Source organism: Thalassospira sp. CH_XMU1458 (assembly GCF_037027205.1).
In the GTDB taxonomy this organism is placed as follows: domain Bacteria; phylum Pseudomonadota; class Alphaproteobacteria; order Rhodospirillales; family Thalassospiraceae; genus Thalassospira; species Thalassospira tepidiphila.
Genome location: NZ_JAYMDW010000002.1, coordinates 244039 through 268232 on the forward strand (window position 1 = coordinate 244039; position 24194 = coordinate 268232).

At 56.3% G+C, this 24194-nt stretch carries 19 protein-coding genes and 2 tRNA genes; 12 read left to right on the forward strand and 9 right to left on the reverse strand.

The window, feature by feature from the left end; genetic code table 11:
• Positions 1-249: 249 nt before the first annotated feature.
• Together WBY09_RS08500 and WBY09_RS08505 are read right to left on the reverse strand one after the other, a co-directional pair.
• The gene (locus tag WBY09_RS08500; RefSeq protein WP_064780654.1) at positions 250-1356 is read right to left on the reverse strand and encodes a polyamine ABC transporter substrate-binding protein; all 1107 of its coding nucleotides are present in this window, start codon (positions 1354-1356) and stop codon (positions 250-252) included.
• Positions 1357-1578: 222 nt separating this feature from the next.
• Positions 1579-2928 carry a glutamine synthetase family protein gene (locus WBY09_RS08505; protein WP_008891405.1) on the reverse strand — a complete coding sequence of 450 codons (1350 nt, stop codon included), beginning with the start codon at positions 2926-2928 and terminating at the stop codon, positions 1579-1581.
• Positions 2929-3200: 272 nt separating this feature from the next.
• Here WBY09_RS08505 and dgcN point away from each other — a divergent pair, with 272 nt between their 5' ends.
• From dgcN to WBY09_RS08520, 3 genes are all read left to right on the forward strand, one after another.
• Positions 3201-4205: an N-acetyltransferase DgcN gene (gene dgcN, locus WBY09_RS08510; RefSeq protein ID WP_008891406.1), complete on the forward strand. Its 1005-nt coding sequence runs from the start codon at positions 3201-3203 to the stop codon at positions 4203-4205.
• Position 4206: 1 nt separating this feature from the next.
• Complete coding sequence (gene dgcA / locus WBY09_RS08515; protein ID WP_008891407.1) at positions 4207-5187, forward strand: N-acetyl-D-Glu racemase DgcA; 981 nt, start codon at positions 4207-4209, stop codon at positions 5185-5187.
• A gap of 366 nt (positions 5188-5553) precedes the next feature.
• Entirely contained in the window at positions 5554-6753 is a 1200-nt protein-coding gene (locus tag WBY09_RS08520) for a GGDEF domain-containing protein (protein WP_336232500.1), read from the forward strand.
• Between the two features lie 717 nt (positions 6754-7470).
• Here the strand turns inward: WBY09_RS08520 and WBY09_RS08525 are convergent.
• Both WBY09_RS08525 and WBY09_RS08530 read right to left on the reverse strand, forming a co-directional pair.
• Positions 7471-8049, reverse strand: a complete 579-nt coding sequence (locus WBY09_RS08525; protein WP_008891409.1) for a GNAT family N-acetyltransferase — start codon at positions 8047-8049, stop codon at positions 7471-7473.
• Positions 8049-8915 (reverse strand): N-formylglutamate amidohydrolase, encoded by an 867-nt coding sequence (locus tag WBY09_RS08530; RefSeq protein WP_336232501.1) that lies wholly within the window; start codon positions 8913-8915, stop codon positions 8049-8051. The genes WBY09_RS08525 and WBY09_RS08530 overlap by 1 nt, the downstream gene beginning before the upstream one ends.
• Before the next feature lie 253 nt (positions 8916-9168).
• Between WBY09_RS08530 and WBY09_RS08535 the strand changes: the two genes are divergently transcribed.
• Positions 9169-9245, forward strand: a tRNA-Val gene (locus tag WBY09_RS08535).
• Positions 9246-9261: 16 nt separating this feature from the next.
• A tRNA-Val gene (locus tag WBY09_RS08540) sits at positions 9262-9338 on the forward strand.
• Between the two features lie 51 nt (positions 9339-9389).
• Here WBY09_RS08540 and WBY09_RS08545 read toward each other — a convergent pair.
• From WBY09_RS08545 to WBY09_RS08555, 3 genes are read right to left on the reverse strand one after another with little or no spacing between them, the layout of a single operon-like run.
• The gene (locus tag WBY09_RS08545) at positions 9390-10532 is read right to left on the reverse strand and encodes an ABC transporter permease (protein WP_064780659.1); all 1143 of its coding nucleotides are present in this window, start codon (positions 10530-10532) and stop codon (positions 9390-9392) included.
• Between the two features lie 4 nt (positions 10533-10536).
• Positions 10537-13359 carry a ribosome-associated ATPase/putative transporter RbbA gene (gene rbbA, locus WBY09_RS08550; protein ID WP_336232502.1) on the reverse strand — a complete coding sequence of 941 codons (2823 nt, stop codon included), beginning with the start codon at positions 13357-13359 and terminating at the stop codon, positions 10537-10539.
• An 11-nt stretch (positions 13360-13370) separates the two neighbouring features.
• Positions 13371-14381, reverse strand: coding sequence for an HlyD family secretion protein (locus WBY09_RS08555; RefSeq protein ID WP_336232503.1), 1011 nt, complete (start codon positions 14379-14381; stop codon positions 13371-13373).
• A 279-nt stretch (positions 14382-14660) separates the two neighbouring features.
• Between WBY09_RS08555 and WBY09_RS08560 the strand changes: the two genes are divergently transcribed.
• On the forward strand, positions 14661-15785 hold the full coding sequence (locus WBY09_RS08560; RefSeq protein WP_336232504.1) for a metallophosphoesterase: 1125 nt from the start codon (positions 14661-14663) through the stop codon (positions 15783-15785).
• A gap of 82 nt (positions 15786-15867) precedes the next feature.
• Here WBY09_RS08560 and WBY09_RS08565 read toward each other — a convergent pair whose 3' ends face one another.
• Complete coding sequence (locus WBY09_RS08565; RefSeq protein WP_336232505.1) at positions 15868-17175, reverse strand: aspartate aminotransferase family protein; 1308 nt, start codon at positions 17173-17175, stop codon at positions 15868-15870.
• A 129-nt stretch (positions 17176-17304) separates the two neighbouring features.
• Here WBY09_RS08565 and WBY09_RS08570 point away from each other — a divergent pair, with 129 nt between their 5' ends.
• Positions 17305-18180: a LysR family transcriptional regulator gene (locus WBY09_RS08570; RefSeq protein WP_336232506.1), complete on the forward strand. Its 876-nt coding sequence runs from the start codon at positions 17305-17307 to the stop codon at positions 18178-18180.
• 17 nt (positions 18181-18197) lie between these two features.
• Here WBY09_RS08570 and WBY09_RS08575 read toward each other — a convergent pair whose 3' ends face one another.
• On the reverse strand, positions 18198-18887 hold the full coding sequence (locus WBY09_RS08575; protein ID WP_336232507.1) for a FadR/GntR family transcriptional regulator: 690 nt from the start codon (positions 18885-18887) through the stop codon (positions 18198-18200).
• A gap of 176 nt (positions 18888-19063) precedes the next feature.
• Between WBY09_RS08575 and WBY09_RS08580 the strand changes: the two genes are divergently transcribed.
• The 5 genes from WBY09_RS08580 (at position 19064) to hydA (ending at position 24084) form a co-directional block, all read left to right on the forward strand.
• Complete coding sequence (locus tag WBY09_RS08580) at positions 19064-19861, forward strand: ABC transporter substrate-binding protein (RefSeq protein WP_064780667.1); 798 nt, start codon at positions 19064-19066, stop codon at positions 19859-19861.
• Positions 19862-19944: 83 nt separating this feature from the next.
• Positions 19945-20616, forward strand: coding sequence for an amino acid ABC transporter permease (locus WBY09_RS08585; RefSeq protein ID WP_008891419.1), 672 nt, complete (start codon positions 19945-19947; stop codon positions 20614-20616).
• Positions 20616-21356: an amino acid ABC transporter ATP-binding protein gene (locus WBY09_RS08590; RefSeq protein WP_336232508.1), complete on the forward strand. Its 741-nt coding sequence runs from the start codon at positions 20616-20618 to the stop codon at positions 21354-21356. The genes WBY09_RS08585 and WBY09_RS08590 overlap by 1 nt, the downstream gene beginning before the upstream one ends.
• A gap of 33 nt (positions 21357-21389) precedes the next feature.
• Entirely contained in the window at positions 21390-22652 is a 1263-nt protein-coding gene (locus WBY09_RS08595; RefSeq protein WP_336232509.1) for a cysteine desulfurase-like protein, read from the forward strand.
• A 16-nt stretch (positions 22653-22668) separates the two neighbouring features.
• Positions 22669-24084, forward strand: a complete 1416-nt coding sequence (hydA, locus tag WBY09_RS08600) for a dihydropyrimidinase (protein ID WP_336232510.1) — start codon at positions 22669-22671, stop codon at positions 24082-24084.
• The last annotated feature ends 110 nt before the right edge of the window (positions 24085-24194 follow it).

Genomic DNA, 24194 nt, shown 5'->3' on the forward strand with positions numbered 1-24194 from the left:
GAACAACAATCATCATTTGATGCCTGAATTGGCAGGGAATCGGCATGTGGTGTTCAGAAAATGTGCATTTCTGCGAAAGGGTCCGGTTGTCAGAAACAGGCTGACTGCAACCAATAAAGCGCCGTGATCACGAGTCACAGGCGCTCTGGCTGCATCGTTGCGCACGGCTGAAAAGCAAAAGGGCGCGACCAAAGTCGCGCCCTTCGCAAGGATCAGGGATCGCAATCCGTCAGGATCGCTTTCGATCACTTACTGACCGGTTTTAAGCTTCGTCCACAGGCGGGTACGGGTACGCAGCAGGCGTGAACCCGGCTCGACTTTCGAACGCAGACGTTCTTTTACTTCCTGCGGCGGATAGATGCCCTGATCTTCCAGAAGGGACGGGTCAACCAGTTCCATCGCGGCAAGGTTCGGGGTTGCATAGGCAACATAGTTTGCGATTTCAGCTTCGACATCGGCACGCAGCACATAGTCGATGAACTTGTGCGCCAGATCCGGGTTCGGTGCATCTTCCGGGATCATCATCGCATCAAACCAGATCAGGGTGCCTTCCTTCGGAATGACATACTTGATCTCGTTGCCGTTGCCGGCTTCTTCTGCACGAAGGGCGGCCATGCCGACATCGCCCGACCAGCCAACAGAAATACAAACGTTACCGTTTGCAAGGTCGTTGATGTACTGGGAGCTGTGGAAATAGGTCACATGCGGACGGATTTTCTCAAGCTGCTCAAAGGCGCTTTCGATCGATTCCGTAGTCGGTTCGTCTTCCGGCACATTGCCAAGATAGAAGTTCACCAGCGGTACGATCTCGCCCGGATCATCCAGAAGCGACAGGCCGCATGACGACAGCTTTTCGGCATATTTCGGATCAAAGATCATCGCCCAGCTATCAAGCGGGGCATCGTCACCCAGAACTTCCTGAACTTTGGCAACGTTATAGCCAAAGCCGTTGGTGCCCCAGAAATACGGCACGGCAAAGGTGTTGTCCGGATCGTATTTTGCCTGCTGCTCAAGGATCACCGGATCCAGGTTGCCATAGTTCGACAGTTTGGATTTGTCGATTGGCTGGAACAGCTTGGCTTTGATCAGGCGTTCGGCATCGGCAAGGGTCGGAACCACGATGTCATAGCCGGAATTACCGGCCAGCAGCTTGGCTTCAACCAACTGGTTGCTGTCGTAAACGTCATAGTTGACCTTGACGCCGTATTCCTTTTCGAAGTTCGCAACGGTTTCCTCGCCGATATAATCCGACCAGTTATAAACGTTGAGAACTTCCTGTGCCGATGCACCAGTGGCAAAGCCCGATACGGCAGCCGCAAGCACAACCAGGCTTGATGTTTTAAGAAGAGATTTCATTTCGCTGAGCCTCCCATGTGGCAGCGTTTGAAAGTTTACCGGTTCTGTTTTGGTCCCCCAGAACCCGGGGCTTATCCTAATATCCTTCGAATGCTTCAGGATATTGTCAAATACAAGATGGAAAAATGTGCATATTTCGCATCATGTAAAAAATTGTGCATTTAACATGCAACAATCTTGCGCCGGGCAGCAAGTCCCGGCGCAAAATTCGACAGGCATCTTTTAAACGTTCAGCAACAGGTGCTCACGCTCCCAGGCGCTGATCACGGTCTGATAGGCATCCCATTCCGCTTCCTTGACCGCAATAACGGCGGCAGCGAACTCTTCACCCAGCAGTTCCTTAAGCGGCTTGCAACGATGGAATTTCGCAAGTGCTTCGTGGATATGACGCGGCAGCGAATGCGCACGGTCATAGCCCGAACCTTCGATCGGGGCCGTCGCATCGACTTCCTCGATAATGCCAAGCAGGCCACAGGCAAGCGACGCCGCAACCGCCAGATACGGGTTGGCATCTGCCCCCGGAAGACGGTTTTCAATACGGCGTGCCGCGGGCGGGCCATTCGGCTGGCGCAGGCCGACCGTACGGTTATCAAGTGACCAGTGCATGTTGATCGGGGCATCCGACCAGGGCTGCAAACGGCGATAACTGTTCATGTTTGGCGCCAGAAGCGGCATGGCTGCTGGCAGGTAACGCTGCAAGCCGCCAATATAGTTCAGGAACAGTTTCGAGTTTTCCCCGTCATCATCGGCAAACAGGTTCTTGCCGGTGTTGATATCCAGAAGACTCTGGTGAATATGCATCGAGCTTCCCGGCAAATTGCCCATCGGCTTGGCCATGAACGTGCCATAGACGCCGTGTTTGAGTGCCGTTTCACGCAGCGTGCGTTTGAACAAAAAGGCCTGATCGGCCAGTTCAAGTGGATCACCGTGGTTAAAGTTCATTTCAAGCTGGGCCGGACCCGACTCGTGGCTCATGGTATCGGCGTCGATATTCATGGCCTCGCAATAGTCATACAGGTCTTCAATCAGCGGATCGAACTCGTTGATGGCATCAATACCAAACGCGTTTGATGCGCGTTCCGGACGGCCGGAACGGCCAATCGGCGGCTCCAGCGGGTTGTCCGGATCGGTGTTCTTTGCCACCAGATAAAATTCAAGTTCTGGCGCGATGATTGGCCGCATGCCGCGTTCTTCAAATGCCTTGAGAACACGTTTAAGTACGCCACGCGGCGACGTCGAAACTTCTTCGCCGGAAAAATGGAAACAGTCGCAGATGATCTGGGCCGTCGGCTCCTCGTACCACGGCACAACGCGCACGGTTTCCGGGTCGGGAACCATGGCCACATCCTTTTCGGCCGGGTCAAGGAAGGCATCGGTTTCCTCCGGGTAGCCGCCGGTTACCGTCAGGCAGAAAATTGCTTCGGGGATGGCAAGACTTTTGGCCTCCAGCCCCTTAAGAAACTTCTGTGTCGGAAGAACCTTGCCGCGCGCAACGCCGGACATGTCCGGAACAATGCATTCGACTTCTTCGATTTTTCGCTCGGATAGCCACGTCTTGAGATCGGTGCTCATGTGTAGTCGGGCGCTTTCACGCCAGTCCTTCAAAATTGCATTTTCTTGCGTTTTTCGGGCCATTCCCGAACAAATTCACAAGAAAGGATGTTTGTCTTCGAAGACTGTTGTATTTAATTTCGTTATTGTCGTGTTTATTAGAATTATAGACGAATTTTCGGTTGGATCGTCGAAGATATCGTTTCATATCTCTGGAACGATCCTACCAGATTGCGCTATAGTCGCGCCACAATATTTAAGAGCAGCGTTTGGATGCTGGTCAAGGAGGTATTATGAAAATCGCACATCCGTATCTTATGTTTCTTGGTGACGCGCCGGACGAACTGGCTGCAAAAACCGCAATCGGCATCAAGCAGTGGCGCCCGGAATGGTGCGTCGGTCAGATGAGCCTGCCGGGCTGTCAGGCGGACCTTGGTCTGCCGGAAATGTCGATCGCCGAAGCAAAGGCAGCCGGCGTTAAAACCCTGGTGCTGGGCGTTGCCAACCGTGGCGGGATCATTGGTCCGGCATGGATGGAAACCCTGCTGGCGGCCATCGATGCCGGCATGGATATCGCCAACGGTCTGCACACCCGTCTTTCGTCGATTCCCGAACTGGTCGATGCGGCCAAGGCCAAGGGCGTTAGCCTGTTTGACGTGCGTCACTTCGACGGAAAAGTCCCGGTCGGCAACGGTGAAAAACGTTCCGGCAAGCGCGTTCTGGCTGTTGGTACCGACTGTTCGGTCGGTAAGATGTACACCGCCCTTGCAATCGACGCCGAATTCAAAAAACGCGGTATCAAGTCCGACTTCCGTGCCACCGGCCAGACCGGTATCTTCATCGCCGGCGAAGGCATTTCGGTTGATGCAGTTATTTCCGACTTTATCTCGGGCGCTGTTGAAACCATTGCACCGGCCAATGACCCGGATCACTGGGACGTCATGGAAGGGCAGGGCAGCCTGTTCCACGCATCGTTCGCCGGTGTTTCCATGGGCCTGATCCACGGCTCCCAGCCGGACGCCCTTGTCGTCTGCCACGAGCCGACCCGTGCCCACATGCGTGGTCTGCCGGGTTACAAGCTCCCGGATCTGAAAACCTGCCTCGACGTCAACCTGTTGCACGCCAAACTGACCAACCCGGATTGCAAGGTTGTCGGTTTTGCCATCAACACCAAGGCGCTTGACGACGCGGCAGCCAAGAAACTTCTGGCTGACATCGAAGCCGAATTCGGCCTTCCGGCTGTTGACCCGGTCCGTACCGGCGTCGCGTCGCTGGTCGACAAGCTGCAGGAGATCTAAGTTGCCAAAACTCACTGTGATTTCCGAAGTCTTCCCCCTCGCACAGGTCTTCAAGATCTCGCGCGGGGCCCGGACCGAGGCACATGTGGTCAAGGTGACGCTGAGCGACGGCACCCATACCGGGCAGGGGGAATGCGTTCCCTATGCCCGGTATAATGAAACGGTCGAAGGTGTCATTGCCGACATCGAAGCACAGGCTGACGCCCTTGACCGTGGCATGACCCGCAAGGAACTCCAGGATGCCATGAAGGCCGGTGCTGCGCGTAACGCAGTCGACTGCGCCTATTGGGATCTGGAAGCCAAGCGTATGGGCCGTCGCGTATGGGAATTGATCGGGCACAAGGCGCCCGAAGGATTGATCACAGCCGAAACGCTGTCGATCGATACCCCGGACAATATGCGCGAAGCCGCCCGCAAGATCGCCCATGCCCCGTTGCTGAAGGTCAAACTCAATGGCGAAAACGTCCTTGAGTCGGTCCGTGCTGTGCGTGAAGGTTCGCCAAAGGCCCGCATCATTGTCGATGCCAACGAAGCCTGGTCACTTGATCTGCTCGAAGATATCGGTGCCGAACTTGATGGTCTGGGGGTCGAGATGATCGAACAGCCGCTGCCTGCCGGGCAGGATGATGGTCTGATCGATATCGATTGCCCGGTGCTTCTGTGTGCTGACGAGTCTGTTCATACGATGGCCGACATTCCGCGTCTGGCCAATCTCTATGACATGATCAACATCAAGCTCGACAAGACCGGTGGTCTCACCGGTGCGCTTGAGCTGGCCGAGGCCGCATCCAAGGCCGGCATGCAACTGATGACCGGCTGCATGGTCGGAACATCTCTTGCCATGGCGCCCGCCATGATCACCGGTGCGATGTCGCGCATTGTCGATCTGGATGGCCCGATCTGGATGGCCAAGGATCGCGATCATGCCCTGACGTTTAAAAACGGTGTGATGGGGCTGCCGGATCGCGAACTCTGGGGGTGATTCGGCTAAACGCTATACAACGGCATAATCGCCCTGTAATCCGGGCGATATAAGACGGCGCATCGGCAAACCGGTGCGCCGTTTTTATTTCCAATGTAAAAAAACTGGCACCCTAATTTTCGACCCAAGGTAGAAAAGCCAAGGGAAATTTTTTTTACAGCCAGATATGGTGGGTTACGGGTTAACTTTTTGTTTACGAATCAACATCTTGCGGTCGGTCTTGACCGTTTTAAAGCTCCATTTCGGCCCATCTGCTGCATGACGCCACCCTAATGTATAGTTGTGTCTTGGACCAAATAAAGGAACGATGAGACATCTATATAAAGGGCCTGTGTGGCCCGCTTAAATCTGGTTGGAGCGGTTCGCGTGGATTCAGGCCCTCAGGAAAATAGCAGTCCGTCAAAAAAGACGTTTCGATGCTGCTATCGGGATTTTCTCTACACGCCACGGCATGCAGAGCTCCTGCATCTGCGCCGCAAGGAATCGATCCAGCTTACCGCCCGTTTCGCAGCCCTTTTCGTTCTTGTCCTGACGCTTGCCGTTCCGTTCTGGGACGGGGCCTTTGCCGCTGAAATGTGGTCGTCGCAGACCTTTATCCTGCGCCTTCTGGTGGCGGGGGTTGCGCTTGTGGTGCTCACCAACCGCGCGGTCAGTGCGCGCTTGCGCCGACGTTTTCCGTACCTGCCGATGCTGATGCTGATTGTCGCGGCAAGTTTGCTGTGTGTCTTTGCTGGCAATGATCCGCTTGCAACTGATTACATGCACAGTTCGCACAGCTTCCTTCTGATCGGTCTGGTGATGATGATTGCCATCATGCCCGTCACCTTGGTCGAGGCCGCCGTTCTTTCAATGCCATTTGCCGTGTTGCTTGTTATTGGCGCGCAAAGCGGACTTGCGACCGGGTTTGTGCCGTTTGAAATGCTGCTGGCATTCCTGTTGCCGCTGGCGCTGGTATCGGCCCTTGTGCAGCTTTACCGCACGGTTACCGCCGCCCATGAAATCGCCATTGATCCACTGACCAACTGTTATACCCGTGCCTTTGGCATGGAGATGATCCGGGTCAGCTTCGAAGGCGCACTGCGCAAAAAAGTGCCCTATACCGTTGCCTTCATCGACCTTGATGATTTCAAGCAGATCAATGATCGCTATGGCCATGATTATGGCGACCGCATTCTGGGCGAGGTCGGCAATAACCTGATCCATCGTTTCCGCCGTTCTGACATGGTTGTGCGCTGGGGCGGGGAGGAATTCCTGGTCCTGTTGCCCGAACTGGGCCGTGCCCGCGCTGTCGAGGTGCTGGAACGTGTCATGGCCCCGGGGTTGGCAAAGCTTGAAAACGGGCAGGTGCAGCGCGCCAGCGTCGGTCTTTCCGAACGCATCGAAGATGCCATTGCCTTGCCGCAAAACCTGATCGACTTGGCTGATCAGCGCATGTACGAGGCCAAAAAACGCCAGGACCGCGATGACCTCGTCGCACAAGGCTATTCCGGGCGACGCAATACGGTAAGCGCTTTGGCGTCCCCGTCGACCACCAATGCCCCCTCGGTTGATCGCAGCGTGAACTAGCGGCTTGCTTTTGAGCTTGGCCTAGGATTGTGCTCTGCTGCCCAATCAATGCGTCCGCTCGCGACGCGACCTCTCCTGACCCATAAAATCCTGTCTGACAGACATCTCATGGCGGCGCATGCAAGTGTGACGCTATCATTCGCTGCTGCGGCCTGTCGTGCTTGGGCAGAATCGGGCTAGGGAAAGGCGTGGAATCGGCATGAGCTCGCGCCAGGTCAGTTCGGATTCGCGTCGATTCTCTCAGCTTTTTCGAAAATTCCATTTTCTTCGGTGATCAAAAAATAGCCGCGAGATGTGAAATTTGCGGGCGTTTGGGGTGCAATGCCTCAAAATAATGCACAAAAAAGAAGCAGTAATATTTCTGACAAAAAAATAGTCAAAAAGCTGTTGCGTCCTGTCCGGTGAATGGGTAATGTTCATTTGTGCGCTGCGGTAGGACGCAGTGCATTCCGGCGAGCGACTTGTCGCTCGTTTCTTGGACGTTTCCTCCCTAGACTTGGGCCGCTGTCACAGGCGGCCTTCTTTTTTTGCCTAAATTCAGCCGGTTAGCCCAATTTAAAGCATCTGCTCAGCGCCTGAGCATCTCATGTGTTTTGGAATTGTTAGAATGGTGCGGTGCAAATCAACTTGGGGTCATGGCGGCGCGCAGATACGCCAAGGGCGCTGCCCGGCAAAATCAGGAAGCGCCCTTTAAAATCCCTTTGGACTTCTTTTCGGCTATTTTTCGCGCGTTGGATTGCCATCGGGGATATTGCCATCCCCGTCGCCCAGACCGCGCTGCATGATCACGCTATCGACCCAGCGGCCCATTTTAAAGCCGGCCGACTGAAGCGTGCCGGCAACCCGGAAGCCCAACCGCGCATGCAGCCCGATCGATGCCACATTGGCGCTATCGCCGATCACGGCAATCATCTGGCGATAACCAAGGGCGGTGACCCGTTTGATCAGCTCCGCAAGCAACGCACTGCCAGCCCCCTTGCCGACGACTTCGGGGGCGATGTAAATCGTGTCCTCGACCGTGAAACGATAGGCCGGGCGGGTCCGGTACGCCCCGGCATAGGCAAATCCCTCAACCCGTCCATCCACATCCGCCACCAGATAGGGCAGGCCGCGTTCGCGCACATGTTGCCAGCGCGATGTCAGTTCGGCGATTTCGGGTGCGCGTTCCTCAAACGATGCCAGGCCATGCAGGACGTGATGGCCGTAAATCTCGGTGATCCGTTCAAAATCTTCGGGTTCTGCATCGCGGATGACCAGATCGCTTAAAACGTCACTGGTATCGATGGTATTGCTCATTAGAACGGGTTCCCGTCGAGATCATGAAAGCGCGATATCAGATCGGTCATCTGATCCCGCAGGGTGTCAAATCCGCGATGCGGGCTGATTGTTGTTTCGTCCATATAAAGTGCTCGAGAAAGCTCGATCTGAAGGCTGTGCACATGTTCTTGCGGGCGACCGTAATGGCGTGTGCAATAACCCCCGGCATATGGATCATTGTGCGCGGGCGCAAAGCCCATATCGCGAAAACAATCGTCCACAAACCGCGTCAATGACGGGTGGCAGGAACTTCCATAGCAATCGCCAAGCACCAGATCAACGCGGTTTTTTGCGCTGTCGCACGAATCCCCGGGCATCGAATGGCAATCAATCAGAATGCAATAACCAAACGTCGCCCGCGTCAGATCAATCAGCTTCTGCAACGCCGTGTGATAGGGCCGGTAATAGGTATCAATCCGCGAAAGCGCTTCTTCGGCGGGCAGGCGGTTCTTGTAAATCTCGACCCCGCCGCTGACCACGCGCGGGATGGATCCCAATCCCGAAAGGGCGCGCATCGAATTGATCTCGTTATCATCAGGCAGGTCGCCATCAAACATCCGCGGATCAAGTTCCATGGCCGCCCGGTTCACATCGACATAGGCACGCGGAAATGTCGCGCACAGCAACGGGGCGCCCAGTTTCGGAGCCGCCGTGAACAACTGATCGACAAAGGCATCTTCGGATGCGCGCAGCTCAAACGCGCCAATGCGTGCGCGTTCAATCAGATCCTGCGGGTAATGGCGGCCTGAATGCGGGGATGCAAACACCACCGGCAAGGTTTGCCGTGGTGGCAGGATAACGGTGGCGGGGCCAGTTGAGGCGATTTCCGAAGGCAACTGGTTCATTGTCTTTCGTAATGTCCATCCCTTATGACACGGCGTCAGGTTTGTGTGGGTGTTATCAGGCTCCTGCGATCCATTCGCACCATACCCTCTAGCATATGGGAATTGCCACGGATTTGATGAACATTTTTTGTCAAAAAACCATTTCTGGGGTTGCGCCAAGGTCCGCCTTGGGCTAAATACCGCCTCGCCGACGCAAACGGCACAGACCGGTGTTTTGGTTACAAAGCCTCGGTCTTTCGAAAGATGGATTTGCGGGCCTATAGCTCAGTTGGTTAGAGCGTTCGCTTGACATGCGAGAGGTCACAAGTTCGAGTCTTGTTAGGCCCACCATCTTTCAAACCCATAGGGGCCTATAGCTCAGTTGGTTAGAGCGTTCGCTTGACATGCGAGAGGTCACAAGTTCGAGTCTTGTTAGGCCCACCATTCCCACCCCGCCGGGTTCCCGTGCGGGGGTTTGTGTGTCAGGACCAAAGTTTATCGCATCTGAGCAATACTCTTTCTGAACCGAAGCGCACTAAAGGCAAAAAAGCCAACCCCGATCGCAAACACCAGCAGGAATTCCGGCCAGACCACCTCAATTCCAGCCCCCCTGAACAGGATGGCCTGTGCGTATTTGACGAAATGGGTCGCGGGGGAGAATTGCATGATGTTCTGCAAAGTCTCGGGCATGCTTTCAAGCGGTGTGCTGCCGCCTGAAAGCAATCGCAAAGGCAACACCACCAGAATGAACAGCAGGCCAAATTGCGGCATGGATCGCGTCATGGTGGCGAGGAAAATGCCAAGGGCCGTGGCAAAGAACAGATAAATCACAACACCGCCCATGAACAAAAGCTTCGATCCGGCAATCGGCACGCCCAGCACCAGCTCGACCACGAAAATCAGTGACAGCATGCAGGCAATCAAAATCACAAGCCCGTTGGCCCAGACCTTTGCCAGCATGATCTCATAGGGATCCACCGGCATCACCAGAAGATGCTCGATCGTGCCATGTTCGCGTTCGCGGATAAGGGCCGCACCTGAAAGAATAATCGACAGCATGGTGATCGCATTGATGATCTCCATCGTGCTGGTAAACCATTCGCTTTGCACATTCTGGTTATAGGCATAACGCGTCACGATGGTCGCGGCCTCTGTTCGGTTCTGCCCCGCCCAGGCTGATTTGCCGCCCAACCAGGTCGAGACTTCCTGGGCGATGATGTTGCTGACATAGCCCTGGCCGATCCCGGCCTGCATCATCGCCGTGGCATCGATGTTAAGCTGCACTTCCGGGTCGCGACCCGAAACCACATCGGCCTCAAACCGCGGTGGGATCACCAGCACAAAGGTAAATTCACCACTATTCATCGCCGCATCAATATCGCGTTCGGCAATGCGGACCGGTTCCTGAAAGTACGGGGCCAGAAACGCATCCGAAATGCGCAGCGAAAGGGCCGATCCATCCTGATCGGCAATCGCAATCGAACCACGGCGCAAATCATGCGAGAAGCCGGTGGCGGCGTTGTATATCGCAAACGAAAACGCCCAGACAATCAGCGCCATAAGCACCATGTCACGTCTGAGGCTGAAAAGCTCCTTGATGCCAAGGCGATAGATATTGCTGATCCGTCTGCCAAGCATATCCTTACACCTCCTGCTTTTTTAAAAGCAGCATCGAAAGCACGGTCAATGCCGGGAAGAAAATCAGAAGGCTGATCAGTTCGGGATAAAGCTCTGCAAAGCCAAGCGCCTTGGTAAAGGTGCCGACACTGATCGACATGAAATGCGATGTCGGAATGATGGTTGAAAGCACCACCGGCGCCCCTTCAAGCGAAGAGACCGGCTGCATCATCCCTGAAAACATCACCGATGGCACCATGGTGGCAATCGCGGTGCCAAAAAGGGCTGCGATCTGCGTACTGGTAAAGGACGAAATCAAAAGCCCCAATCCGGTGGTGGCGGTAACAAACAGGATCGCACCGACCAGAAGCGTCAGGCCATTGCCGCGCAACGGCACCTCAAACCAGAACAGCGCCATCGCCGTCATCAAAACAAAGTTGATCAGGCCAAGCCCGATATAGGGCAACTGTTTGCCCCACAAAAACTCAAGCTTGGAAACCGGCGTGACATAAAGGTTGGTGATCGATCCCAGTTCCTTTTCGCGAACCACGCCAACCGCCATTAAAACCGCGGGAATAAACATCAAAAGCAACGCAATAACCGATGGCACCATGGCATAAATGCTTTTGAAATCCTGATTATAGCGATACCGCGTTTCAATGCGCATCGGCTGCCCTGAATCGGCACTGCCGACATCGCGTTTGCGATGCTCTGCCAGATATTGGTTATGAATGCCTTCGACATAGCCATGAATGGTTTCGGCGCGAAATGGCATCGATCCATCAATAAACGCCCCGATTTCCGGGCTGTCGCCGCGCGCAACATCGCGCCCGAAGCCGGGCGGTATTTCAATCGCCAAAGCAATGTCCCCCGAAAGCAAGCGTGCCTCAAGCTCATCATTGCTCAGCAACGGTTCCTGCGCCTCGAAATACCGCGATCCCGAAAGGTTTTCGATATAGGTGCGGCTTTCAGCGCTTTGGTCACGATCAAGCACCGCATAGGTCAGGTTTTCAACATCAAATGTAATGCCCCAGCCAAACACCGGCATCAGGATGGCCGTGCCAATCAAGGCAAACATCAAGCGGATGGGATCGCGCACCAGCTCCATCGTTTCGCGCAGTGAATAGGCCCATAGCCGCCGGAAGCTGAATAGCGATGCCCGCGCCGGTTTCCAGTTGGCCTTGGCATCGGTGCCCGTGGCAAGTGCATCTGCGGGTGCAGGGGCGTCTGGCGCGCCTGCATTCGCGCCATCTGGGTCATCCGCGCCATCCGGGCCTTCGGCTTCTTCCAAATGGCTGATAAACGCGTCTTCAAGGGTGTCGCAGCCGCGCCCCTTGGTGATGGCGCTCGGCGTATCACTGATCAAAACCTTGCCCGCATGCATCAGCGATATGCGATCGCACCGCTCCGCCTCGTTCATGAAGTGGGTGGAAATGAAAATTGTCACCCCCTGATCGCGCGAAAGCTCGACCAGCAATTCCCAGAACCCGTCACGCGCCACCGGATCAACACCCGATGTCGGTTCATCCAAAATCAGGATTTCCGGGCTGTGAATGATCGCAACCGCCAGCGACAATCGTTGACGCACGCCAAGTGGCAATCGTTCACTCAGATCATCAAGATAGGGGCCCAATCCGAACCGTTTCGAAAGTTCCTCGATCCTTGGTGTGATCTTGTCCTTGGGCAAATGAAACAGATGCGCATGCAGTTCCAGGTTCTGCATCACCGTCAGTTCGGAATACAGCGAAAAGGCCTGGCTCATATAGCCAACCCGATTGCGAAGCGCGATATCCTGCCCATCGACCGGCTTGCCAAAAAGCTCGGCTGTGCCCTCAGACGCATTCAAAAGCCCGGTCAGCATCTTCATCGTCGTGGTCTTGCCACAGCCGTTGGAGCCGAGAAACCCGAAAATCTCGCCTTTTTCAATCCGGAAGCTGACATCATCCACGGCGGTAAAATCACCAAACTTCTTGGTCAGATGTTCGGCAACAATCGCTGGCGTGTCGCCATGAATGGTGCGTTCAGGAATGTTCAGTTCATGATGGCCTTGGCGTTCTTCCTCGGGCAACAGCGCGATAAACGCGGCCTCAAGTGTATCGGTCCCGGTGCGCTCCAAAATCTCGTCTGCCGTGCCGGTCGCCAGCACCTTGCCATCATTCATCGCAATCAGCCGGTCAAAGCGCGCCGCCTCATCCATATAGGCGGTGGCGACCAGAACCGTCATCTCGCTTTGGGTTTGGCGGATGGCATCAATCAATTGCCAGAACTGCTGCCGCGACAGCGGATCAACCCCGGTGGTCGGTTCATCCAGAATAAGAATATCGGGATCATGGATCAGCGCACAGCAAAGCCCGAGTTTCTGTTTCATGCCCCCCGAAAGCTTGCCCGCCGGGCGTTCGGTAAACGGATCAAGCCCGGTCGCGGCGACAAGGCGGGCGATGCGCTCATCACGCTCGCGCTTGCCCTGACCAAACAGGCGGCCGAAAAACTCAAGGTTCTCTCGCACCGTCAGGTCCATATAAAGGTTTTTGCCAAGCCCCTGTGGCATATAGGCAATGCGCGGCAGGATCGCGTTGCGGTGCTTGGCATCTTTCATCGATCCGCCAATCGTCTCGACCGTGCCGTCCTGCACCTTGCGCGCACCCGAAATCAGGGCAAGGGCACTTGATTTGCCAACCCCGTCTGGCCCGATAAAACCCACGGTCTGTCCTGCCGGGATTTCAAGGCTGATCGCGTCAAGGGCGGCCACCTTGCCATATCGAAGCGTGACATCCTCAAGCCGTACGGCGACTTCTGGTGTCTCTCGGGAAGTGTTGGTGTTATTGCTGTTCTCGGTGACGTCCACCATCTGGGCGCGCTCTATTGCGTGTTCTGACGCAGGGTGGCGTCATCAGGCACATTCGGGGTGAACGCCTCCGGCCAGTCGGTATGATCAGCCAGCATGATATAGGCCTCACCGGGCAGGCCGGTTTTCACCCGTTTGATATGCTCGGCCAGCAATTCCGGGTCGATCCGCACCTTGACGCGAAACATCAGCTTGTCGCGCTCGGCCCGTGTTTCGACCTCACGCGGGGTGAATTGCGCGTCATCGGCGACAAACGATACCTTGGCCGGAATGACAAAGCTGGGCGCGGCATCCAGAACAATGCGCGCTTCATTGCCAACAAAGGCCAACCCCGCCTGACGGGTCGGCAGGAACACATTCATATAAACATCGGTCAGATCAATCAGGGTGATGACCGGGCCGCCACCGGCCAGAACCTCGCCCGGTTCGGCAAGGCGATATTGCACGCGGCCATCGCGCGGGGCCTTGAGGACCGAGTCATCAATTTGCACCTGAATGCCTTCAAGGGCGGCCGATGCCGCCGACACATTCATGCGTGCACTGACAAGGCGCGCCTCGGCTGCGGTAAGGGCTGCTTTTGCGACATTGCGATCCGCACGTCTTTGATCAAGTTGTTCGCGTGAAATGTTGTTGTTCTTGACCAGTTCCTCGGCACGCGAAAGCTGCTGCTCGGCAAAAGATAACTCGCTTTCGCGCTGAACAATCAGGGCTTCTGCCTCGGCAATGCCTTGCTCGGCACTGGCAAGCTCGGCACGGGCGCGCGCACGGTTGGCAACCAGTTCGGCGGTGTCCATCCGGGCCATGACCTGACCTGCGGTGACCTGATCACCTTCTTCGACCAGAACTTCCTCGACCCGGCCGGCATATTTGGTCGCCACGCGGATTTCCTCGGCCTCAATCCGGCCATTGCCCGATGCGATATAGTCAGGCAGGTCTGATTGCTGTGCCTGCCAATAGGCATATCCACCCCCGGCGGCGGCGGCAATCACCACAAGAACGATCAACACGGCACGCAAGCTTTTCATTCCATTCTCCGACAACGGGGCGGACCAAGGCAGGGGGCAGGGACAGGGCACCGCGCGACTTGGTCAACAATTTCAACGAGTATTGCTCTTGCAATTGTGCAACGCAACACTCTCTGGAATGATCCTAGATGATCGAGATTGGCCGGGCTTTGATGTTGCGCAATCTTTTTTGAAAACCAATCACCTGTTTCAGACGTTTAAGTGAATGGTTGCGATTGTTCCGCCCGTTTCGGCTATATTGCGCGACGCCTCATTTGTTTTCAAAGGATTGTCTGTCCGGTGCTGTTTTTTCACATCAATGTCGCTCTTGCCTGTTTGTATGTTCTTGTGCGTCACGTACGCTATCTGGCATGGCCGCGCTGGGCAAAGATCAGTTTTGGCGTGCTTTTGCTGATCGGCTCCCAGCATCATCTGTATTCCCGCATTGCCTTTGGCAGCATGTTCTTGCCGGAATTCCCGCAGCCGATTGTTGTCGCGATCAACGTGGCATTCGGCGTGATTTTCTTCCTGGTGTGGTTCCAGCTGGCCTATGACCTGATCGGTCTTTTGCTGCGCTGGGTGATCCTGCGCCGCAAGCAGCACCCGCCCAAAATCCTGCGGACCGTCATGTCCTTTGCGGCCATCGCACTGGCCTGCTTTGGCGTGGCAGAGGGCATGCGCGTACCCGACGTCAAGGAAATGGATGTCACCATCCGCGACCTGCCTGACAGTTTTGACGGCTATCGCATCGTTCAACTGACCGACCTTCATATCAGCAAGCTCTATGAACGCCCCTGGGTGGCAGAGGTGGTTGAAAAAACCAACGCGCTTGAGCCGGATCTGATCGTGATCACCGGTGATCTGATCGATGGTGAATTGCCGCTGCGCTACGATGATGTGCAGCCGCTTGTTGATCTGAGCGCGCGCGACGGGATCATCACCATTCCGGGCAATCACGAATATTATTTCGGCTATGAAAACTGGATGCGCCATTATGGCGGGCTCAATATGCTCACCCTTGAAAACGACCATATCGTGCTGGATCGGGGTGGCGATCAACTGACCATCGCCGGTGTCACCGACCTTCGCGCTGGCAATACGGACCGTCCTGAACCCGATGTTGCCAAGGCGCTTGCAGGCAGCCCGGAAGGTGCGCCGGTGATCCTGCTTGATCACCAACCGAAAATGGCCCGCGACGCAGCACCGCTGGGTGTTGACCTGCAACTTTCCGGCCATACCCACGGCGGCATGGTATGGGGCTTTGACAATATCGTTGCCATGCTCAATGGCGGCTTTGTATCGGGCATGTATGACATCGAGGACATGCAGCTTTACGTCAATAACGGCACCGCCCAGTGGCCGGGCTTCGCGATCCGGGTTGGCGTGCCCGGCGAACTTACCGTGATCACGCTTCGCAAGGGCTAGAATAAAGAACGGCGTCCCGAGACATCAGGACGCCGTTTTCCGTGCGGTGGCACAAGGGGAGGGGCGAGAAGCTTGTCAGGTCCTAGCGCGCAACGCACGCCTTGACGGCATCGCCAATGATCGAAATGCCCTGATCGAGTTCCTCTGAACTGATGGTCAGTGGCGGGGCAATGCGGAACACGCCACCCATTCCCGGCATCTTGACGATATTCATGCTCAGCCCGCGCTTGAACGCCTCGGCCATGATGGCGGCCCCCATGTCGTGATCGGGTTCGCGATTGCCCGTGTCCTTGATGATCTCCATGCCCAAAAGCAACCCGCGCCCGCGCACATCCCCGACGCACGCATACTGGTCCTTGATCGCGGATAACCCCTCAAAAAGCTGCGCACCCATCTGGCTTGCGCGTGCGACCAGATTCTCGTCGCGGACCACATCAAGCACCGTCAAGCCAACCGCGGCGGGCAGGGGGTCGGACACGTGGGTGGTGTAAAACAGGAACCCCTTTTCATAGGCGGCCTGCTCAATCTCGGGCGTCGTCATCACGGCCGATAACGGCAATCCCGCCCCAATGGTTTTGGACAATGTCAGGATATCGGGTGTGACGCCGTCACGCTGAAACGCAAACATGTCGCCGGTGCGCCCGATGCCGGTTTGTGCCTCGTCGAGGATCAGCAGCATCCCGCGCTCTTCGCATTTCTTCTTAAGGGCGGCGAGGTAGCCTTTCGGCAGTTCAAGGATCCCGCCGCTCGATAAGATCGGCTCGGCGACGAACGCCGCCAGATTGCCGGTCGATTGCGCATCCAGAAGCTCAAACGCATCATCAAGCTCCGTCTGCCAGTCAAGCGACCCGTCGGGATGCTTGAAGCGCGGACGGAATGCATTGGGTGCCGGGATGGCAAACGATCCGACCGCCGCCGGGCCATATCCCTTGCGCCCGGCACTATAGGTCGCCGATGCCGCCACCCCGGTCATCCCGTGCCAGCTTTTGGAAAACGCCACGATCTCATGCTTGCCGGTGACAAGCTTCGCCATGCGAATGGCGGCTTCGTTGCTTTCGGCCCCCGTTGACAGGAACAAAACCTTTTCCAATCCCGGCGCAAGGGCGGCCAGCCGCTCGGCCAGCTCCACCACCGGGCGTGTCAGCATGCTGCTAAACAGATGTGCGACGGTTTCGACCTGCCGCTGTACGGTCTCGACAATGCGCGGGTGGCCATGGCCCAGAACGGCTGACATCTGGCCGGACGTAAAATCAAGGATCGCGCGGCCATCGGCGTCATAAACATATGATCCCTTGGCACGCTCGATGATCGCCGGATCAAACGGGCTGCCATACCGGATCAGGTGGTTATTTGCGCTTTGCCAAAAGGCGGCATCGTCGTTGCGTGACATGATCTTTTCCCTGTGCTGGTCCATTCATTTGATGGGAAAAGCCTATCTTGTGGCGCCAAAGCGGTAAAATTGATAATGCTTGCACTCCGATATCAAAAATATTGATGGCTAAAATGGGCGGAACCCCGCATGCAGGCACTGCTTGATCTCAAATTGCTGACAACCTTCGTTCGGGCCGCCCATGCCGGGACGCTGAGTGCCGCGGCCATTCAGGTCGGGCGTACCCAGTCGACTGTGACGATGCAGATCCAGCGCCTTGAATATGCCCTTGGCCAGAGCCTGTTTCACCGTTCGGGCAGTGGGGTGCGGCTGACCGGGGCGGGGGAGCGGTTTCTCGGCTATGCCGAACGCATCCTGCGCCTGCATGATGATGCGGTCTCAAGCTTTTCCGATCAGGGATTGCGCGGTGCGATCACCTTTGGCTGCCCGGAAGATTACCTGATCGCCTTTTTCCCGGCCTTGCTCAAAAGCTTTGGCGCGATCCATCGTGATATCGAAATCCGGGTGGTGTCGGCCCCGACGCCGGAATTGCAAAAACTCCTGCATGCCCGCCAGATCGACATGGCGCTGGTTTCCACTCCGGATATAACGCCCGGCGGTGACTTTATCCGCACCGAACAACTCGCCTGGGTCGGCAGCAAGCCGACGCTGGAGCTGCACGATTTCAACCAGAGTACCGATCCGCAAAGCCCGATCCCGCTGGCACTGGCCGCGGCCAACGCCCTTGATCATCGATCTGCCCGTGATGCGATGGATAGCGCCAAGCTGCCCTACCAAATCGCCTATGCCAGCAACAGTCTGGCGGGCCTGATTGCGGTGACCCGTTCCGGCCTTGCCATCAGCGTGATGATGCAAAAGGCAGTGCCGAGCGATCTTTTCATCCTGAAATCGCCGCTGCCACCCTTGCCGAAACTGGGCCTGCGTGTCCTGAAATCCGAGATTAATCCAAGCCCGGCCACAGACGCATTCGCTGATCACATCACCAAGATGCTGCCATTTCTTTGATGGAGGCGGTGGGGAGGTTACGTCTGCAACCCGGCACAACGCGCGGTGTTGCGGACATGGGCCTGCATTTTACGCCGCGCACGTTCGGCGTCATTGTCGCGCAGGGCGGCAATGATTTTGCGGTGTTCGCCGATGGAGGCGCGCATGCGTTCCGGATCGGTGATCGGGATCGGCTGGCGCTGGGTTTCGGTGATCTTGTCGCGCACGGCCTGGTAAAGTTCGCGCATCATGCTGTTGGAACATGCCTCGACAATCGTTGCGTGGAATTCCAGATCGGCCTCGACATTGGCAATCAGGTCCTGCTCGGCCCAGCATTTTTCCATGCGGTTGGTGGCGTCTTCCATCGCCTCAAGCTGGGTCGCGGTCAGGCGGCCACAGGCCAGCGCAGCAATTTCGCTTTCAAGGATCATGCGTGTCTGGAACACATCAAAAACACTGTGGCTTTCCGAATAGCGCCACGGTGCCATGTCGGCTTTGGCGCGGCTGGCGGGGTCGGTGACAAAGGTGCCGCGCCCGGCCTCGGTCTTGATCAGGCCAAGTGTTTCAAGGGTCAGAAGTGCTTCGCGCAAGGAAGCCCGGGAAATGCCGAATTTCTGCGCGAATTCGCGCTGGGATGGAATTTTGTCGCCCGGGGTCAGTTCCCCGTTCTGGATCATGTCCTGAATTTGGCGTGCGACCGTTTGCGGCAGCGGCGTGCGGTTGAACATTCCCTCGTGTCCTTCTTGCGTATTTTTTGCTCAGTTGTCGGTATCAAAGCAAATCTGACTCATTTTTGCACAAACAATCTTGCACGTATCATCCAAATATGTTTGTCTGGCCTGACTGGTCTGACCAGTTAGACCAGAAGTATCTCAGGGTAGGCTAAAAACACAAGGAAATCATAATGAAGTTTCTCAACTTTCTGACGTCCAGCGTCGTTGGCGGCGTTCTTGCCGTGTCCTCACTGGCATCCGCAAACGCAGCAGACCTGACCGTTGGCGCCAATATCGGCAACGTGCCGTGGGAATTCGAAGAAGCTGACGGCACCGTGGTCGGTTTCGAAGTCGATCTCGTCAACGAAATCGCCAACCGCCTTGGCAAATCGGTCGAGTTTGTCAACATCCCGTTCAACGGCCTGTTCCCGGCGGTACAATCCGGCCGCATCGACATGGCGGTTTCATCCATCACCATCACCGACAAGCGTCTTGAGTCTGTCACCTTCGCACAGCCTTATTACGACAGTGATCAGTCCCTGACCGCCACCGCAGAAGGCGGCGTCACCGGCCTGGCGACCATGGATGGCAAGGTTGTTGGTGTTGATACCGGATCCACCGGTGATATGTGGGTGACCGCAAATGGCGGCGAATACGGCATTGCCGATGTCCGCCGTTACGAAGGCCTGTCGCCCGCCATGCTTGATCTGCAGGCCGGTCGTATTGACGGCTATGTCAGCGACATCCCGGCATTGCTGTATTACGTCAAGGACAAGCCGGCCCTTAAAGTGGTCGAGCGCATCACCACCGGCGAAAAATACTCGATCATGTTTAACAAGGATGCCGCACTCGCAACCGAAGTTAACGATGTTATCACCGAACTGAAAAAAGAAGGCTTCATCGCCGGTCTGCATGAAACCTGGTTCGGCGCAACGCCGGAAGACACCACCTCGACCGTTCAGGTCCTTGATATGCCGACCCTTAAATAATCGCGCATATCGCTGATCATCCCTGCCGACGATACCAATCCGTTTCCGGTGTCGTCGGCGGGGCAACCTGACCTGGTGGTAAAATGGATTTATTTTCGACTTTCTTTAACATTCCCGTCCTGATGCAAAGCCTGCCGCAGCTTATGAACGGCTTGCTTGTGACCATCGGGATCGGCGCAACCAGCATCATTGCCGGTCTGATCGGCGGCCTGTTTCTGGCCGTTTTGCGGCTTTATGCCGGGCCGGTGGTGACCGGACTTGTGCGGGCCTATATCGATGTGTTCCGCTCGATCCCGCTTCTGGTGTTGCTGATTATTGTCTATTACGCGCTGCCTTTTGTCGGCATCAGGCTGTCGCCGTTTTTTTCTGCCGTCACCGCATTGACGCTGGTGTCCGCGGCATACACCGCCGAAATTTTCCGTGCCGGGATCGAAGCGATCCCCAAGGGCCAGTTTGAAGCGTCCGCCGCGTTGGGCCTTTCCAACCGATACATCATGACCGATGTCATCCTGCCGCAGGCCATCCGCATCGTCATCCCGCCGCTGACCAATAACTGCATCAATGTGCTCAAAGACACCGCCCTGGCATCGGTTGTCGCCATGCCCGATCTGCTCAAACAGGCGACCCAGGCACAGGCCCTTTCCGCCAACCCGACGCCGCTGATTGGTGCTGCCGTGATCTATCTGATCCTGCTTCTGCCGATGGTGCGCTATGTCGCGCATCTTGAAAAACGTTTTAGCCGCGGGAGAAGCTGATGAAAGCGCCATTGATCAAAATTTCCAACCTGCGCAAGACCTATGGCCAGTTCGTTGCGCTCCACGGCATCGATCTTGATATCGCGCAAGGAGAAGTGCTGTGTGTTGTCGGCCCGTCGGGGTCCGGCAAATCAACGCTTATTCGTTGCATCAACCATCTCGAACCGTTCGAGCAAGGCAGCGAAATCACCGTTGATGGCATTCCGGTGCGCCCGGGGCCTGACCTTGATCAGGTCCGGGCCGAAGTCGGCATGGTGTTTCAGTCGTTTAACCTGTTCCCGCACATGACCGTGCTGCGCAATGTCATGCTGGCCCCGATCCGGGTGCGAAAGATGTCCGAAGCTGACGCCGAAAAACGCGCCCGCGATCTGCTGGAACGTGTCGGCATTTCCGTTCAGGCCGATAAATACCCGGCCCAGCTCTCGGGCGGGCAGCAACAGCGCGTGGCGATTGCCCGTGCCCTTGCCATGGAACCGCGTGTGCTTCTGTTTGATGAACCAACCTCCGCCCTTGATCCCGAAATGGTCGGCGAGGTTCTCGATGTCATGAAAAAGCTCGCCGGGACCGGCGTCACCATGGTCGTGGTCACCCATGAAATGGGCTTTGCCCGTCAGGTCGCCGACCGCGTCCTGTTCATGGATGGCGGTGCGATTATCGAGGCCGGAACGCCCAGCGAAATTTTCGATGCGCCAAAAGAAGAACGCACAAGGAACTTCCTCCACGCCGTTCTTGACCATTAAAATAAAAGACAAATCAACCGGAGGATGCCTTCAATGGCAGATCAACGTACCCTTGATATGGACTATGTCCACAGCCAGTTTCCAGCCCTTGCCAATGGCTGGACCTTTTTTGACAATGCCGGCGGATCGCAAATCCTGTCCAAGGCACTGGACCGCATCAATGCCTTCCTGATCGAGCGCAATGTGCAGATCGGCGGCTCCTACGAAGTCTCGCAAAAGGCCGCCGAAGCGCTATTGGATGCGCGCAAGTCTGCCGCCCAGCTGGTCAATGCCAACCGCCCCGAAGAAATCATTTTCGGCGCCTCGACCACGGTTCTTTTGCAAAACCTCGCGCGTGCCATGCGCAGCCAGTTCAAACCGGGTGACGAGATTGTCGTTACCATCGGCGATCATGAAAGCAATATCGGCCCGTGGGTGGCACTCGAGGAATTCGGGGTCAACATCCGTTTCTGGGAACCCGATGTCAAAACCGGGCGTCTCAGCCTTGATGGCCTCAAGGCCGCAATGAGCGACAAGACCAAACTGGTTTGCGTCACGCACGTGTCCAACATCATTGGCGAAATCAACCCGATCCGCGAATTCGCCGATTACGCCCACGCCAACGGTGCGAAAATCTGTATCGATGCCGTCGCCTATGCCCCGCACCGCGCGGTGGATGTGCAGGCCTTTGACGCCGACTATTACGTCTTTAGCCTCTATAAAACATACGGCCCGCATGGGGCGATGATGTATGGCAAGTACGACCTGCTGCTCGAACTTGATACGCTGTACCATTATTTCTACGGCAAGGACAAAGTCCCCGGAAAGCTTGAAGCCGGCAACCCAAGCTATGAAATGGCCTATTCGGTCTGCGGTATTGTCGATTACCTGACGGAGCTGGGTGAGCGCGCCATGGGAGACAAGTCCGGGACGGGCACCGTGCGCGATAAAATCGTCGCCGCCTATGACGCCATCGCGGCACAGGAAAATGCCCTGACCGAACGTCTTCTGACCTATCTGCGCGGTCGCAATGACTGCGTGATTGTCGGGCAGGATGACAACCGCGACGGCACGCGCATCCCGACCATTGCGTTCCGCTTTGATGGCCGCAATGCCGAGGATGTCTGCAAGATCATTGACCGTGAAAAGATCGCCATTCGCTTTGGCGATTTCCATTCGCGCCGTCTGGTCGAATATATGGGCCTGTCTGATAATGCTGGCGTTTTGCGTGTGTCGATGGTGCACTACAACACGATTGAACAGGTGGACCGTCTGACTGCGGCGTTTGACCGCCTGCTTGACGCGACCGATCAATAAGGGGGCAGGCCACATCATGCAGTTTGACCGCATCATCAAAAACGGCACCATCGTCACCGCCAGCGACACCTATGTTGCCGATCTTGGCATCAAGGATGGCAAGATTGCCGCCATCGCAAATACCCTGACCGGCGCGGACGACATCATCGATGCCACCGGGCTTTATGTCATGCCCGGCGGGATCGACAGCCATGTGCATATTGATCAGCCATCCGGCGATGGCATCGTCATGGCCGATGATTTCGAAAGCGGAACGCGTTCGGCCGCGATTGGCGGCAATACCTCGATCCTCGCTTTCTGCATGCAGGAAAAGGGCGACAGCCTGCGTCATTCGCTCGATGTCTATCACGCCAAGGCGGATGGCAATTGCCATATTGATGTGGCCTTCCACCTGATCGTCACCGATCCGACCCCGTCCGTGCTGGGGCAGGAACTCCCGGCCCTGGTCGAGGACGGCTATACCTCGTTCAAGGTCTTCATGACCTATGAAAACCTGCGTCTGCGCGATGATGAAATCCTTGATACGCTTGACGCTGCGCGCAATACCGGCGCGCTGGTATTGGTGCATTGCGAGAACGAAGACGCCATTCGCTTCCTGATCGGCCAGCACGAGGCCGCCGGCGAATTCTCCGCCAAATCCCACGCCACAACCCGTCCGATTGCGGCCGAACGCGAAGCCACCCATCGTGCGCTATCGCTGGCCGAAATCGTCGATACCCCGATTGTGATTGTCCATGTGTCGAACCAGCAGGCGATGGAAGAAATCGAACGCGCGCGGGTACGCGGTTCCAAGGTCGTTGGCGAAACCTGCCCGCAATATCTTATGCTGACCGCAGATGATCTCGATCAGGATGAACTCGAAGGCGCCAAATTCGTCTGCTCCCCGCCGCCGCGCGACAAGGAAAGTCAGGACGCCTGTTGGGATGGTCTGGAACGTGGCGTGTTTGACCTGTTCTCATCTGATCATTGCCCGTTCCGCTTTAACGACCCGGAAGGCAAGCTCAATGAAAAGGGCAAGAAAAGCTTCCGCTGGATCCCCAATGGCATCCCGGGCGTCGCAACCCGCCTGCCGATCCTGTTTTCCGAAGGTGTGCAAAAAGGCCGTATCGACCTCAATCGCTTTGTCGCACTCACCGCCACCAATCACGCCAAACTTTACGGCATGTACCCGCAAAAGGGCACAATCGCCATTGGCTCGGATGCCGACCTGGCCCTTTGGGACCCCAACAAAAACGTCACCATCACCAACGACATCCTGCAACAGGGCTGTGACTACAGCCCCTATGAAGGCCTTGAAGTCAAAGGCTGGCCCGTCCACACCATCGTGCGCGGCAAAACCGTGGTCAAGGACGGCAAAGTCACCGGCCAAAAGGGCGACGGCAAATATTTGCCTCGGCAGAAGTCGAATCTGGTGACCTCAAAGCCGGTCTGATCAGACCGGCGACACCCACCATCACCCCACACCGTCATTCCCGCCTGCGCGGGAATCTAGAGCTATACGCACCAATAACAAAAGGCAGCGTCAGTAATCGGTGCTGCCTT